Source organism: Lysinibacillus sp. FW301-JW8 (genome assembly GCF_058788755.1).
Genome location: NZ_JBYTBB010000036.1, coordinates 26,095 through 39,687, shown reverse-complemented (window position 1 = coordinate 39,687; position 13,593 = coordinate 26,095). Strand labels below are relative to the sequence as shown.

Below are 13,593 nucleotides of genomic sequence, written 5' to 3'. Positions count from 1 at the left end.
AGGATAGAAAGTGGAAGAGACGGATAGAACGGTCGAATTAGCTGATAGAAAAGCCAAAGTGATGGATAGAACCGTATAGAGGCAAACACAACTGTGCTTATAAGGTACTTTTGGATTACTAGGCTTACTATCAATAGTAATAATTTGCGATTTTTTTCGCTGAAGCTTCAATATATTTGTTAACTTTGCAAAAGTAAATAATGAATTTAAGATAGATAAAACCCTAATATTGTCATTAATCAGAAAAATGATAAAATTACCTTGACGAATAGGCTAGTTTTATAGTAGTATCTAAATATCAATTAAATAAACAAACCTCACATTCATTCTATTGTGAGGTAGAGGCGCGGTATTTATTAGTTCATTGCTGAGTACAAGCAAGCGAAGACGCAATGGAGAAGGAAATATCGCCGAAGTATAAAAGGAGCTCGTACTTTTATACTGGGTCTGCAGTGAATAATTGCAGGACTGTCCTAGTAAATTACTTTCCACATTTACTAGGTTGTGCTATCTCAGAAACATGGAAATTATAGTGAGGATTTGGGCAACTGTCAATTAAAGGTAAGACCTAAGTTCAAAGCTTAGGTCTTTTTTAGTACAGTTGTCTTATTTTTTTACAGAAAAGGGGAGTTTTTCATGAAAAGAAAATGGTTGTTAGTAATGATCTCTATCATGACGGCAATTGTGCTAGCTGCATGTGGCACGAGCGACAAAAAAGAGGGTGGTTCAGGTGATGCTGGAGCCGACAAAGAAGAAGGCGGTGGCGAATTCCGTATTGGTATGGAGGCGGGCTATGCGCCATTCAACTGGACACAGCAAGATGATGCAAATGGCGCAGTAAAAATTGCAGATAATGCAGAGTATGCAGGTGGCTATGATGTTCAAATGGCAAAAAAAATTGCTGAGGGTTTAGGAAAAGAATTAGTGATTGTAAAAATGGAATGGGATGGTTTAGTACCAGCACTTCAATCCAATAAAATTGATGCTATTATTGCTGGGATGTCTCCTACTGAAGAACGTAAGCAAACAATTGATTTCACTGAAAACTATTATACTTCTGATTTTGTAATGGTTATTAAAAAAGGCAGTAAATATGAAAAAGCAAAATCAATCCAGGATTTCTCTGGTGCTAAAATTACTTCACAATTAAACACTTCAAACTACAAAGTGATTGACCAAATCAAAGATGTACAAAAGCAAACGGCTATGGATAGCTTCCCAGCAATGCGTGTAGCACTAGAGGCAGGAAAAATTGATGGCTATGTAGCAGAGCGTCCAGAAGGTATTTCAGCAGCAGCAGCTAATGATAAATTCACATATATAGCTTTTGAGGAAGGCTTTGATACAGATCCTTCTAATACATCCATTGCAGTTGGTTTACGCAAAGGTGATGCAGATCTTGATAAAATCAATGAAATTTTAAAAGGAATTTCAGAAGATGATCGCCAAACAATTATGGAAGATGCCATTCAGCAACAACCAGCAGCACAGTAACAGGAATGCACGGACTCTTCGCTAGTCCGTGCATGTCATTTCATCATTATTCAATGAGAACCTCTCTAAATAATGATAATGTCTTAGCTGCATTATTCATAAAATGGTAGAACAATCGTGTTCATCATGCTAGTTAGCTAGGAATATAAAGAAGAAACAAGCAACACAATGTTGTTAGGAGGAGCATCATGAGTCTTGAATGGATTATCTCTATTGTAGAGAATAACTGGCAAATGTTTTTACGAGGTGCGTATTATACCTTATTAATTTCGAGTATTAGTACAATTATTGGTGCATTTATCGGATTTTTCATCGGGATTATGCATACCATTCCGGTTCGTAAAAAGGGTGTGAAATTTTACAGTTTAAAGCTGATTAATTTTATACTTACATGCTATGTTGAATTCTTCCGTGGTACACCAATGATTGTACAAGCGATGGTTGTCTTCTTCGGATTGGATATAGCATTTGGTATCGACATGCATTTTATTACAGCAGGTATTTTAGTAGTTTCTCTGAATACCGGTGCTTATATGACGGAAATTGTGCGTGGTGGTATTGTTTCAATTGATAAAGGTCAATACGAGGCTGCTTCAGCTATTGGTATGAATCATTTCCAGATCATGCTACATGTTGTACTACCACAGGTTGCACGAAATGTATTACCTGCAACAGGGAACCAATTAATAATGAATATTAAGGATACTGCTGTTTTAAACGTTATTGGTGTAACGGAATTATTCTTCCAAACAAAATCAATTGCAGGGAATAACTTCCGCTATTTTGAATCATTCTTTGTAGCTTGTGTCCTTTACTTTATTATGACATTTACGGCATCACGAATTTTATTATATGTTGAAAAACGTCTTGATGGACCAGATGCCTATCAAAAAGAACAGAAAGAAGCAATATAGGGGGACGCACAAATGACAGTCATTAACATCAAGCATTTAAGTAAATCATTTGGTCGTAACCAAGTGTTAAAGGATGTCAATTTTCAAGTAGAAAAGGGTGAGGTAGTTTGTTTAATCGGCTCCTCTGGATCTGGTAAATCAACATTACTTCGTTGCATCAATTTATTAGAAACGCCAAGTGGTGGGCAGATTATCTACAAAGGTGAAAATATTCTTGATGATAAGCATAACATTCAAAAGTATCGTACACATTTGGGTATGGTTTTCCAGCAATTTAACTTATTTAACAACCATAATGTATTAAACAATTGTACAGTAGGTCAAATAAAAGTATTAAAGCGTTCAAAATCAGAAGCTGAAAAAATAGCTTTAGAATATTTAAAAATTGTTGGTATGGATCAATATGTAAATGCGAAGCCAAGACAGTTATCTGGTGGACAAAAACAGCGTGTGGCTATTGCGCGTGCACTATCAATGAGTCCGGATGTGATGCTATTTGATGAGCCGACATCTGCTCTCGATCCAGAAATGGTAGGGGAAGTATTAAAGGTTATGCGACAGCTTGCAGATGAAGGCAATACGATGTTAATCGTGACACATGAAATGGAATTTGCAAAAGAAGTAGCAGATCGTGTCGTATTTATGGATAAAGGTGTAATTGTAGAAGAGGGACCACCTTCACAAGTTTTAGTAACACCTCAGCATGAACGAACAAAAGAATTTTTAAAGCGTACTTTAAAATAAATTTCAAGTAGAAATGAAAAAAGTGAGTCCAATATAATTGGGCTCACTTATTTTCTAGAATTCCATTCTGCATATAAAATAAAGCAAATTGCAAATGCTACGGCAATGATAAAAAACCATTGCGGTACACCACCAAAGCTCATATGAACACCTCAAAGTAAAAATTTATAATAATAACGGATGTTTATCAAGAAAATATGGTCTTCTATGGTTTTTTTCTCCACAAAAGATCTAAAATAATATAAAATAAGCAGTAGACATTAGCTTCATGCTAGTAAAGAGAGGTAGAGATATTATGTTACATTTAAAATGGACAGATGCGCCAACACTTCGCACAGTCACGTGCAAGCATACAAATGCATCTAAATACTTAGTGTCCAATGTATTGACAGTTGGAAAAGATTATGAAGTTAAAAATGAAACGGAAGAGTTCATCTTTATTATCGATAATACAGGTAATATTGGCGGCTACTATAAAGACTATTTTGAATAGGCTTCACAAAAGTAGGGTGGTTCAGGGGATTTCTGAGCCACCTTTTGTTCATGAGAAAAATAGCGTTAGTCCTTCTTAAAGCCCTTTAATTCAGCAACATCCTGTAGATGCTGTTTTTCTTGCTCCGTAGCTGTATGAAGGGCAAAGACATCCTGAATAGCCGTCTTGAGCTCTTGCTGGGTTTCTCTGAATTTTGATACTTGCTGTTCGAAAGAGGGGCTCGCAAAGCGATCGTGTGTGCGAGACAAACGTTCCTCTAGCTGTGCATAGTGTTGATCCATATTCATGGATAACATCATGGCTAGCTGATTTTTCCAAAGCGGTATTAGGGTAACGATTGAAAATTCTATTTTTTCTGCAAGTGTTTGGTTAGCTTGCTGAATCATGCGTATTTGGGGTGCAGTTTGCAGAGCAACTTGCTGTGAAACTTGTAAGTCATAAATGCGTTGATCTAGACGTTCAATTTGAGCGGCTAAATCATTAAGTTGTTGGACTGCAAGAGGTTGCTTCGCTGCCTGTACATTTTGCACCTTTGTTGGCAGTTCTGTCTCAATGGCTTGCTGCTTTTTCATTTGCCCTGCTGCAATGGCAGTGGCAAGCTCCTCAAAAAATCCTCTATTATGTGAGTAAAGATCATCAAGCATCTCTACATCCTTTATCAGCTGAATCTGTGCACGTTCTAGTTGCACACCAATACGTTCAACTTGGATACTGATTCGTTCAAACTCCGTTAATGTTTGCTTAATTGGGCGCTCCGTTTTACTAAACATTTTTTTTAAGAAAGACTGCTTTTTTGGCTCTAATGCGTTAGGATCTACACGATCTAATGTTTGCATTAACGAATCTAGCATTTGTCCAATTTTGGTAACATCCTTCTGTTTCACCTGTGCAAGCATGCGATCAGCGAAGTGAGAAAGTGATCGTTGTGAATCTTGCCCTAAAGATAGTACAGATTCAAATTTTGCCAAATCGATTTGACTAGCATAAAGAAGTGCACGACTTTGTGCAAGAGGCGATAGCGTTTCATACGTCGCCATCGCCTCGTTATTTGATGTTTCTAAATAAGTATGTACAAGGGGGGAAAGCCCTTGTATCGTATTAAGTTGAAATGCATGATCATTTGCTGTCACTTATCATCGCCTCGCCACTCCAATTGTTCTCTTCTTCTATTATTGGAACGATTCGCGAATTCGATTTCCATTTGAAGGTGATCGATATCATTGGAAAGCGCATCCTTTAAATCAATCTGAATCGTATCATTTAAATCTGTCAATGTTTCCCTTGTTTTAGATAAAGTAATTTGAATTTCTGAATCCTTTACAGGCTGCTTCGATAGCATTGTGTATTTTTCTGTCAATTCTACAGCAGAAGGCAGATGTGCATAAAAAAATTGCTCTACATTATAAAATTTTCGGGGATCTGTCTTGACAATTTTTACAATATTTTTTGAAATACGCGTCATTTCAAGTAATTGCTTAAATGCTGCGACAGAGCGTACACGTAAGTAGTTTTGGCTCAATGTTTGAATCTGCTTATTTGCTGTTATAATTTGGGTTTCAATATGTTTATACTCTTCTTTTGTTATACCAGTTAATTGCATAACTTTCTTCTTCTGTCTATGTTTCAGCAACGCTGTACTCGTCGCGTAGGTTCCAGCAAAAAATAAACCACCAAGGAAGTATCCTGGATTTGCCACAATTGCTGAGATAGAAACAGTTGTTAGAGAAATAAAGAAGCTAGCGGTATGTCTAGTGAAAAACTGTTTGACACTAAGCATTGTTTCTTCCTCCTTGCTTTTCAATATGTCTATCTTCTTATACGAAATAATCGACATAAAGTTTCATTGAAAAATTAAACCTTACATAAATTTTACTGCTAATTGTTAAGTTTCTCAATGATAATACATTAAATACTGGCAATCTTTGGAGCCATATTAATAACTATCATAGATTAACGTTTTCCAATCGGATTGTGCTTATGTTTATTTTAATATGTATTTAATTTAGGTAAGCCTTTTTCTATGTTCCTATAACATCCGTTTTGATCGTTATAGGAAGGGAGGAGGCTCCGTTTTTAATGAAACCTCCTGAAGATGACAAAAAATGCCCCCAATTTGAAATAAGTACTGATGTCACTGTTATTAATGATACTTGTTAATGCTAAAGCTTAATAAATTTAATCATTTAATCCCTTACCATTAAGAATCTGCTGTGTATATTTTTCAATCCTTGATACTCTGGTTTTAGATTGTTTGGGTTGAGAAAAATATAGAATGTATGCTCTTTGCCGTCCAGGCGTTAATGCCTCAAAGGCAGTTTTCAAGGCGGGCTTTTCTTCGAATTTTTGTTGAAGTTCATCAGGAATACTCTCCGTATCCTTTTTTAACGCTACTTCTAAGCCTGCTTTTTCAACTGCAATTGCATCGGAGATATAGGCTTTTATGATTGCTTCCTTTTCAACTATTTCTTGAACATTCGTAAAGCGAATTTGGCGTGCTGCCTGAACATTTTCAGTTTGCTGAATGAGTATTCCGTGTGTATCCTGTAGCAGTGCACCCTTGTGAAATAGAAGCGCACAATATTCTTTAAATCCATGAATTAACACTATGTTTTTATTATCAAGCGTGTAACAAGGATGCATCCACTTAAATTCTTCAGTCAGCTCACAGTCAAGAACAATTTTTCTTAACGTTCTATATTCTTCTTGCCATTTTTTTGCCTTATTTAAAAATTCATCAACCTTAGGATTCATGCTATTCACTCAAGGAACACCTCTAATCAATTATTTAATCTAAAGTCAAGAAGGACCAAATCAATTTCATTAATTGATTTATAATAAAACATGAGATAGTGTCATGTCTAGCATAGCAACAAAATGTACTAGGGAGCTGCATTAAATTGGAAGCTAAAAAAGATTGAAGAATTAAACCTCAATCTTAAGAAAAATTTGCCTTAAGTAGCATTTCATTTTGAGAGTATCATCAAACTTATTATTAACTAGCTTTTGACCTAATTAAACAATATCTGACTCCATTCGCACATATCCTTTCAAATCATCATAAAGCTCTAAAGTAAATGAATTAGAATCTGCTTGCGGGCTTACGCCTTTTTGAACAAATACAAGGAATTCTTCTATTGCTTTTTTAGATCCTTCTACTTCAACTTCAATCTGTTCTTGGTCATTAAGCTTACAATATCCTTTTAATCCTAGCTCAATCGCTTTTTGTTTAATGAAAAAACGGTAGCCTGTACCATATACATCACCAAAAAATTTAATCAGCGCTCGCTTGTTCACGCTAAAACCTCCTACTAGTTAAGGAGGGGAAGGGTCCCCTCTAGTTAGTGCATTACACGTTCTTTTTCTAAATGAGCAATTAAGTTATTAATAAAGTAGAGTACCTTCTCAGATGCCTGGTCAACTTCTTTTAAATGAACTTCGGCTTGTTGTATATGACCAGCCTTATGAGCCTCTGCTGCTAATTTTGCTGACTCATGGACACGTATATGATAGGCGTCTAGATCACGATAATCTTGTAAGTGTCCAAAACGTTCCACAGAGCGTGGAGACGTATACCACTTACCAAGTCGACAATCTTTATGAGAAGATACATCACTCGGTTGTACATTTTCAAGTCCGAGGAACATATTATAAATTCGCCATTTCCATAAAATATGATCTGCCTTTGATAATTGTAATAATGCTATAGATGATAGCTGAACATTATTATTGGCAACGATATCATTACGGAAGCGGTTAATTTCTTTTCCTAATAAGTGTATATCACTAGATGTATTATGACTATAGTCTCGAATATCATCCTGTAAATTAGATATTTCTATCATTCTTGCAGATACTTCGTCAATTGCAGCTGCCTGTTCCTGTGAGATAGCAGCCGTATTTGTGACATCCAGATTAATACCTTCAATGGCGCTTACAATAGCGTTCAATAATGGCAACGATTCTTTCGCCTCAACGGTTGCATCTTTAATAATTTCTGTTGTTTCTGTAATGGAGTTTGATACATCATTCGAATAGCTTTTTAAATGATGAACGTTCGTGGAAACCTCACTTAGTGCTGAGACAGTGCCCTCAGCAAGCTTTCGAACTTCCTGTGCGACTACAGCAAAGCCTTTACCATGTTCACCTGCGCGCGCTGCCTCAATAGAAGCATTTAGAGCAAGTAAATTTGTTTGATCAGCAATTTGGTTAATCAAAGTTACTACATGCTCAATATCATTTACTCGCTTTTGTAATTCTGAAAAAGACTCAACGATTGTAGTAAATGTTTCTTCAGTTTTGAAGATTTCAGATAATGCATGCTCAATAGCATTTTTCCCTTTTACAGCATGGTCTACAGATTCTGTTGTTTTTTCAGAAATATGGGAAGACATACGGGCAACCTCATTGATAGAAGCGGCAATTTCTTCTGTTGCAGCGGTAGAGGATTGGATTTCTTCATTTTGTTTATCTAAACTGAATACTAAATCTTTCATGTACATAATTTTAGCGTTAACATCCATTAAAGAAGATACTTCTGCGACTACATTTTCAATAATTCGTTCTGTTAGGACTTCAACGAGTAGCTCTTGATCAACATTGACAGCAGATTGGAAGGATTTCATGTATTCAAAAGCCTTATTCGGTTTCATACCAAAATTATGCAAAATATATGTAGTAATATAAAAGGCAAACTGATTGAAAACAACAATTAATTTACCAGGCTCGTACTGATTTTTTCGAAATAAATTGAAAAACTTAACTGTTTCATCTACATACTCATCATCACGTGTAGCTAAGAAAAATTGTGTCAAATATCGATTAATATTTCCTTCACTGATTGTTTGCTGAGAGGAAGGGGAGATTTCACTTAAATAATTGTTAAAAATTGCATTCATAGATGGAGTGATATCTTTTAATTTATTGTAAAGAGCCTTTAAATTTTCCTCATCGTGAGAATTGAAGTGGTTAAATGCTAGTGTTTGATGGAAACGGCCAGTTGCATTTAAATTGGTGCCACGCTTTAATAATTCTTCGAGTTCTGCCTTCGGTCGAATACTTGAAAACATAAAAAAAATACCTCCCAAAAAGTATGAATAATAAGGTAATAATAGCATATTTCAGGGTGTTTTAATAGACATTTCAGGTGTGTTTGCTAAAATGAGAATATCTTATGACAGCAGGGAATGGGCAAATATGTATACAATACTTTACATGAAAGCTGATTATGAGCCTTGGTGGAAATTTGAAGGCTGGGAAGCTTTTATTCAAACGAATGAAACATTTGCAACAGAAGAGCAATTTAAATTGGCATTGGCGCAAAAATTAGAGCACTTTCGATTAACATACGACAATGAGGCGACAAAAGAAGAGCGATATTGGGCTTTTTGGTCAGAGGATGAGAGCTTTTATTGTGAAGCATGTGATGATGATGCACAAGTCTATCATGGTATTATAGCTTTAAAATCAGAAGAATTGAAATAAAATTTAGAAATTAAATAAAAAAACAATTTTCTTTATTTGACAAAATTATGAATGATGGTTATACTTAGGTTAACAATTTAATTGCTTCACCGGAAACATGAATTCACATATTACAAAAAGTGATCGCGTTAGTTCGGTACTCTTTGTAATATGTGAATTTTTTTCATTCGCTGAAGAAATTACATATTGTTCACTTTTATTTTTTTGGAGGTTTTCTTAAATGAAACAAGGTACAGTAAAATGGTTTAACTCAGAAAAAGGTTTTGGATTCATCGAAGTTGAAGGTGAAAACGACGTATTCGTACACTTCTCAGCTATCCAAGGCGAAGGTTTCAAAACTCTTGACGAAGGTCAAAAAGTAGAGTTCGAAGTTGTAGATGGCAACCGCGGACCACAAGCTGCTAACGTAACTAAACTTTAATTCTCAGTAATTAAAATTACTTTCGTTAAACTTAAAGCATCCTATTTCAATAGGGTGCTTTTTTTTGCATATTTCAAAGATTAAAGGTTTATTTGTTTGACTATATGTTTATTATGTAAACTAAAAAACCTACTTATCTCAAAAAATAGAGTATAAGCAGGAGCAAAGTGCTTAATTATTGATAATACGATGTAATTCTTGAACAGGTACAAATAAACCCACACGACCATATGGCTCTTTTTTCATCGTAGCAAAGACAATTCCGATCACCTCACCATCACTATTTAACACAGGACTTCCACTGTTTCCTCGATATACAGGTGCCTTCATCATCATCACAGGCTCCTTCCAATCCTCTAATTGTATTGATTCAAGTAAAGTACCTTCATTAGCAATGCCCGTAAAGGCTAATGGATTGCCAATAAAATAGACATGCTCATTTCGACTATAGGTTGGATCTCCAGCAAGGGGAAGGGATGGCAGTTTATCACCAGTTACTTTCAATATTGCTAAATCAACATCAGGGTAACTTTGCACTAATTTTGCTTGCATGATGCCCTCCTCAGGAAAAATAACCGAAAGAGTAAGGGCGTCTTCTACAACGTGTGCATTGGTGATTATAAGACCATCTGGTGAAATGGAGAAACCAGTACCTTTACTAGAACCAGTAGATACCTCCACCACCGATTTTTTATAGGTTTTTATATCCTCTTGCGCGGATAGCCTAGTAGATACCTTCAAAAATTCAATAGCTGGGATGGAGTAAATTTGAAAGATCACAGCAAATGTATTAATAAATAACACAAGTGCCATACTCCAGACAACCCATTTGATAATCGGTTTTTGTTTTTTAGGCCTTTTACCTTGCTGGCGTTCCTCTTGTTCTTGTGTTAACGCCTTTTGCTGTTCAGCAAGGACTAGCTCAATCAATTCTTCTTCCGTTAGTTCTTCCTCAGTTGACCTATGTATATCATGCATTCATACTACCCCCTTACCCAAATTAAAAGGCGCCGCAGCAGGACGCCTGTGAAGTGGATCTTATTCGGTTTTCTGTAAGGTCGATGTAATAATAAACGATTCCTCGTTATTCGTCACCATCGTATCCTCTATACGGATTAGTCCAATGCTTTTGGCAAAATATTTCGTAGTCGTTAGCGTATCTACAGTACGTGTTAGCTGAATAACATCACGATAGTCAGTAGTGCCAATCTTGATTGAAGCGGTAGTTGATTGGACTGCCCAGCCACTGAAGTGATGACCGACTGTTAAGGGCTTCTGTAAGATAGTTTCTATCACTGGTAAAGAAGCTACTTCTTGGGAGGTGAGTTGTTTGGGATTACCAACTACCACTTCCTTATAGACAAGCTCAATAGCCATATCTGTAATTCGATAAATCTTTAATAATGAGACACCACCGTTATCTTCTACCTGAGCAATATGCTGGGTATCGATGTAGGTTGTTTGGAGTGTGAAACTGGCAAATTCATTACCTTCTCCCTGAAAGTAAGCCATCGAACCATCTGGTGGGAAATAGGATGCAAGCATGACTCCTTCAGTAGTTTGTTGTTCAACTACAGGTGTTTTGTTCACCGACTCAGTATTGCTTATGTCACTACAGCCAACGAGGAATAGTGCAAGAGAAAGTATAAGTACCTGTTGTCTCATAGGCAAAACTCCTTCAGCTATTTACTTTTATTATACGTGAAGTTTAACAGGCATACGAATGTTATGAGTACCAGCTTTCTAAAAAGCTAATTTGTTTTTTTGATGTATCAACACGTATACGTAAACCAAGAGGCATGGCATGAAGGGGGTGCGTATGGCAGCAATCAACCTCCGCAATAATAGGAATATCGTTGCCATCCAGTACCTCTAGCAAGATATCATAAGGCTTTCTCCCAGTACCTAAATCATCAAATTGTTCATGTTTGCCTAAAATAATTGCAGCCGCTTTGTCAAAAATGCCATGTAATTTAAGCATGGTAAAGTTTTTCTCGACAACTGCAATGGTTTTGGATGTATCTTCAAGTAATAAAATATCTCCTTCTTTTACTTGTGGAAAAAAGGGGGTTCCAATAAAACCGTACATCGTATTGATATTTCCACCTATTAGACGTCCCTCAGCAACACCAGCCTGCACTGTAATCCAAGAATTATGATGCTGTGTTTTTTCAGATGTTTTTTCTAACCAATTTAATCGGTCATCTGTCCAAATGGGTGGCATTGGCATACTGTAGGGAATGGATAGGGAGTGCATAAATATATCTTTAAAATATTGTTCCGTATATTGCACAAATGGTGGGAACTCACCAAAAGTTGAAGCAACAGAGGGACCATAAAAAACGGGGATTTCCGTCTTTGCATACATGCCAAGTAATATAGCGGTCACATCAGATAAACCAACAAGTATTTTTGGGTTTTGCTGGAATGCCTGATAATCTAAATAAGGCAACATGCTATTAGCATTTGTACCACCCATTGTCGGTAAAATCATTTTGATTTGAGGATCATGTAGAAGGGCATTGAATTCTTGAGCTCGTTCTTTGGGTGTACCAGAGCGATAAAAATCAACTTTATCTGTTAAAGAACCCTCACGAATTTTTAAGCCAAGAGCTTCCAGACGCTTCTTTCCACGTTCATAGCGAGCTTTTGCAGTTACAGTAGCTGGTTTTGAAGGCGAGTATATGCCGATCATATCGCCTTTTTTTAAAGGGGAAAACATAAAATACCTCTTTCTTTTTGTTGTAAGTCAAATGTTATTATACATGATTTTACAATTTGATGTGCAACTACTTTTACATCATAGGATTTTTTCATATAATATTATTATGTAAACTAATTTAGAAACTTGTACAAGTGGGCAGAATTTAATATGATAGAATTGAAATGATCAAAAAGGGGGCGCTTAAATGTATCGACAAGTAGATGATTTTTTACAAGAGTGGGTAGCAGCATCACAAGGTACGATTCAAGTGTTAAAGGCTGTATCAGATGAGAAGCTAGGACAAAGCATCGTAGAAGGTCATAGTACATTAGGCTGGATAGGCTGGCATTTAGTTGGTGCAGCAGGTTATTTTAGTTATTTAGCAGGTTTAAAGGTGCCGATGATTCGACAAGAAGACCCGATTCCGTCTTCAGCTGCTGAGATTGCCGCAACTTATGAGAAAATTGCTAGTAGTGTACAAGAGGAAGTCGCGAAGCTATCGAATGAAGATTTGCTAGAAGAAGTGAATGGCTTTACTAAACCTATGCCTAGAGGTGCATTATTACGTGTATTAATCGATCATCAAACACATCACCGTGGACAGATGACTGTGCTGCTACGTCAAGCAGGTTTACCAGTGCCAGGTGTGATGGGACCAACAAAGGAAATGCAATAAATTATAAGGCAGCAATCAGACATATTCTGATTGCTGCTTTTTTATTTGACACTTACCTACTAGTAAGTTAGTATATAGCCATGACAAATCGTAAATTACAAATTATCGAATTAGCCTTGAAAAAAATTCAAGAAAAAGGATTTTCAGCTTTTAGTTATGATGATCTAGCCAAAGAATTAGGTGTCACAAAAGCAAGTATTCATTACCATTTTGAAAAGAAAGGAGACTTAGGTATTACTGTTTGCGAAAGGATACAAAATGGACTTGAGGGGGCGTACACAAATATTAAAGAAGCCACTATAGAGGCTGACGAAAAGCCTTTCGCATTTATTTTACAACGCGTCAAATTTCTAGAACAGGACGGTGTTTGCCCAATTTCTGCATTACAGGCTGACTATAATGATTTACCACTGCAAATGCAGGAAAAAATTCAACAGCTCAGTCAAATGGAAATCGATTGCTTTGTGGATTTACTGAAAGATGCAAAGCAAGAGGGCTCCTTGCAAACAACTGAGGATTTAGAGGCGCTGGCAATTCTGCTTATTGCAAGTACGAAGGGAGCACTACAATATAAGCGCGTATTAGGGGAAGGCTTCTTTACTAAAATGCTTGACCAATTAAAGGGACTTTTACAATAATTCATGAAAACAGTTGAAGGAGAGTCAT

The 13,593-nt window shown here is 36.3% G+C and carries 16 protein-coding genes and 1 riboswitch; of the genes, 8 read left to right on the top strand and 8 right to left on the bottom strand.

All coding sequences use genetic code 11. From position 1 onward, the window contains the following. Positions 1-331 precede the first annotated feature (331 nt). Positions 332-518, top strand: a riboswitch (Lysine riboswitch). Positions 519-636: 118 nt separating this feature from the next. From AC3WOM_RS15205 to AC3WOM_RS15190, 4 genes are all read left to right on the top strand, one after another. Further along, positions 637-1,494: a transporter substrate-binding domain-containing protein gene (locus AC3WOM_RS15205; RefSeq protein WP_492447447.1), complete on the top strand. Its 858-nt coding sequence runs from the start codon at positions 637-639 to the stop codon at positions 1,492-1,494. A gap of 188 nt (positions 1,495-1,682) precedes the next feature. Continuing rightward, positions 1,683-2,408, top strand: coding sequence for an amino acid ABC transporter permease (locus AC3WOM_RS15200; RefSeq protein ID WP_427549475.1), 726 nt, complete (start codon positions 1,683-1,685; stop codon positions 2,406-2,408). 12 nt (positions 2,409-2,420) lie between these two features. Continuing rightward, positions 2,421-3,152, top strand: coding sequence for an amino acid ABC transporter ATP-binding protein (locus AC3WOM_RS15195; RefSeq protein ID WP_427549477.1), 732 nt, complete (start codon positions 2,421-2,423; stop codon positions 3,150-3,152). 295 nt (positions 3,153-3,447) lie between these two features. After that, entirely contained in the window at positions 3,448-3,645 is a 198-nt protein-coding gene (locus AC3WOM_RS15190) for a DUF6501 family protein (protein WP_492447446.1), read from the top strand. A gap of 65 nt (positions 3,646-3,710) precedes the next feature. On the opposite strand, the gene AC3WOM_RS15185 is transcribed toward AC3WOM_RS15190, so the two are convergent. The 5 genes from AC3WOM_RS15185 to AC3WOM_RS15165 form a co-directional block, all read right to left on the bottom strand. Beyond that, the gene (locus AC3WOM_RS15185) at positions 3,711-4,775 is read right to left on the bottom strand and encodes a toxic anion resistance protein (RefSeq protein WP_427547756.1); all 1,065 of its coding nucleotides are present in this window, start codon (positions 4,773-4,775) and stop codon (positions 3,711-3,713) included. After that, entirely contained in the window at positions 4,772-5,422 is a 651-nt protein-coding gene (locus AC3WOM_RS15180) for a 5-bromo-4-chloroindolyl phosphate hydrolysis family protein (protein WP_427547754.1), read from the bottom strand. Before AC3WOM_RS15180 ends, AC3WOM_RS15185 begins: the two co-directional genes overlap by 4 nt. A gap of 398 nt (positions 5,423-5,820) precedes the next feature. Then, on the bottom strand, positions 5,821-6,396 hold the full coding sequence (locus tag AC3WOM_RS15175) for a YdeI/OmpD-associated family protein (protein WP_492447458.1): 576 nt from the start codon (positions 6,394-6,396) through the stop codon (positions 5,821-5,823). Between the two features lie 261 nt (positions 6,397-6,657). Then, positions 6,658-6,939 carry an acylphosphatase gene (locus AC3WOM_RS15170; protein WP_492447445.1) on the bottom strand — a complete coding sequence of 94 codons (282 nt, stop codon included), beginning with the start codon at positions 6,937-6,939 and terminating at the stop codon, positions 6,658-6,660. 44 nt (positions 6,940-6,983) lie between these two features. After that, positions 6,984-8,711 carry a methyl-accepting chemotaxis protein gene (locus tag AC3WOM_RS15165; protein WP_427547751.1) on the bottom strand — a complete coding sequence of 576 codons (1,728 nt, stop codon included), beginning with the start codon at positions 8,709-8,711 and terminating at the stop codon, positions 6,984-6,986. A 91-nt stretch (positions 8,712-8,802) separates the two neighbouring features. Between AC3WOM_RS15165 and AC3WOM_RS15160 the strand changes: the two genes are divergently transcribed. Together AC3WOM_RS15160 and AC3WOM_RS15155 are read left to right on the top strand one after the other, a co-directional pair. Further along, the gene (locus AC3WOM_RS15160) at positions 8,803-9,126 is read left to right on the top strand and encodes a DUF1033 family protein (protein ID WP_427547749.1); all 324 of its coding nucleotides are present in this window, start codon (positions 8,803-8,805) and stop codon (positions 9,124-9,126) included. Positions 9,127-9,346: 220 nt separating this feature from the next. Next, positions 9,347-9,547: a cold-shock protein gene (locus AC3WOM_RS15155; protein WP_004230088.1), complete on the top strand. Its 201-nt coding sequence runs from the start codon at positions 9,347-9,349 to the stop codon at positions 9,545-9,547. Between the two features lie 171 nt (positions 9,548-9,718). Here the strand turns inward: AC3WOM_RS15155 and AC3WOM_RS15150 are convergent, their stop codons facing one another. The 3 genes from AC3WOM_RS15150 to AC3WOM_RS15140 all read right to left on the bottom strand — a co-directional run bounded on the left by AC3WOM_RS15150 (position 9,719) and on the right by AC3WOM_RS15140 (position 12,269). After that, positions 9,719-10,525, bottom strand: coding sequence for a S1C family serine protease (locus AC3WOM_RS15150; protein WP_492447443.1), 807 nt, complete (start codon positions 10,523-10,525; stop codon positions 9,719-9,721). A 60-nt stretch (positions 10,526-10,585) separates the two neighbouring features. Next, complete coding sequence (locus AC3WOM_RS15145) at positions 10,586-11,212, bottom strand: hypothetical protein (RefSeq protein WP_492447442.1); 627 nt, start codon at positions 11,210-11,212, stop codon at positions 10,586-10,588. Between the two features lie 61 nt (positions 11,213-11,273). Then, on the bottom strand, positions 11,274-12,269 hold the full coding sequence (locus AC3WOM_RS15140; RefSeq protein WP_492447441.1) for a S66 family peptidase: 996 nt from the start codon (positions 12,267-12,269) through the stop codon (positions 11,274-11,276). Positions 12,270-12,456: 187 nt separating this feature from the next. Here AC3WOM_RS15140 and AC3WOM_RS15135 point away from each other — a divergent pair, with 187 nt between their 5' ends. Both AC3WOM_RS15135 and AC3WOM_RS15130 read left to right on the top strand, forming a co-directional pair. Beyond that, a complete protein-coding gene (locus tag AC3WOM_RS15135; protein ID WP_492447440.1) occupies positions 12,457-12,927 on the top strand; it encodes a DinB family protein in 471 nt (156 codons plus the stop codon). Between the two features lie 80 nt (positions 12,928-13,007). Further along, on the top strand, positions 13,008-13,565 hold the full coding sequence (locus AC3WOM_RS15130) for a TetR/AcrR family transcriptional regulator (RefSeq protein ID WP_492447439.1): 558 nt from the start codon (positions 13,008-13,010) through the stop codon (positions 13,563-13,565). Positions 13,566-13,593 lie beyond the last annotated feature (28 nt).

Bases quoted from the DNA above. Each gene is read 5' to 3' on its own strand.
- AC3WOM_RS15205 (WP_492447447.1), top strand. From the start codon at position 637: ATGAAAAGAAAATGGTTGTTAGTAATGATCTCTATCATGACGGCAATT.
- AC3WOM_RS15200 (WP_427549475.1), top strand. From the start codon at position 1,683: ATGAGTCTTGAATGGATTATCTCTATTGTAGAGAATAACTGGCAAATG.
- AC3WOM_RS15195 (WP_427549477.1), top strand. From the start codon at position 2,421: ATGACAGTCATTAACATCAAGCATTTAAGTAAATCATTTGGTCGTAAC.
- AC3WOM_RS15190 (WP_492447446.1), top strand. From the start codon at position 3,448: ATGTTACATTTAAAATGGACAGATGCGCCAACACTTCGCACAGTCACG.
- AC3WOM_RS15180 (WP_427547754.1), bottom strand. From the start codon at position 5,422: ATGCTTAGTGTCAAACAGTTTTTCACTAGACATACCGCTAGCTTCTTT.
- AC3WOM_RS15175 (WP_492447458.1), bottom strand. From the start codon at position 6,396: ATGAATCCTAAGGTTGATGAATTTTTAAATAAGGCAAAAAAATGGCAA.
- AC3WOM_RS15165 (WP_427547751.1), bottom strand. From the start codon at position 8,711: ATGTTTTCAAGTATTCGACCGAAGGCAGAACTCGAAGAATTATTAAAG.
- AC3WOM_RS15160 (WP_427547749.1), top strand. From the start codon at position 8,803: ATGAGAATATCTTATGACAGCAGGGAATGGGCAAATATGTATACAATA.
- AC3WOM_RS15155 (WP_004230088.1), top strand. From the start codon at position 9,347: ATGAAACAAGGTACAGTAAAATGGTTTAACTCAGAAAAAGGTTTTGGA.
- AC3WOM_RS15150 (WP_492447443.1), bottom strand. From the start codon at position 10,525: ATGCATGATATACATAGGTCAACTGAGGAAGAACTAACGGAAGAAGAA.
- AC3WOM_RS15145 (WP_492447442.1), bottom strand. From the start codon at position 11,212: ATGAGACAACAGGTACTTATACTTTCTCTTGCACTATTCCTCGTTGGC.
- AC3WOM_RS15140 (WP_492447441.1), bottom strand. From the start codon at position 12,269: ATGTTTTCCCCTTTAAAAAAAGGCGATATGATCGGCATATACTCGCCT.
- AC3WOM_RS15135 (WP_492447440.1), top strand. From the start codon at position 12,457: ATGTATCGACAAGTAGATGATTTTTTACAAGAGTGGGTAGCAGCATCA.
- AC3WOM_RS15130 (WP_492447439.1), top strand. From the start codon at position 13,008: ATGACAAATCGTAAATTACAAATTATCGAATTAGCCTTGAAAAAAATT.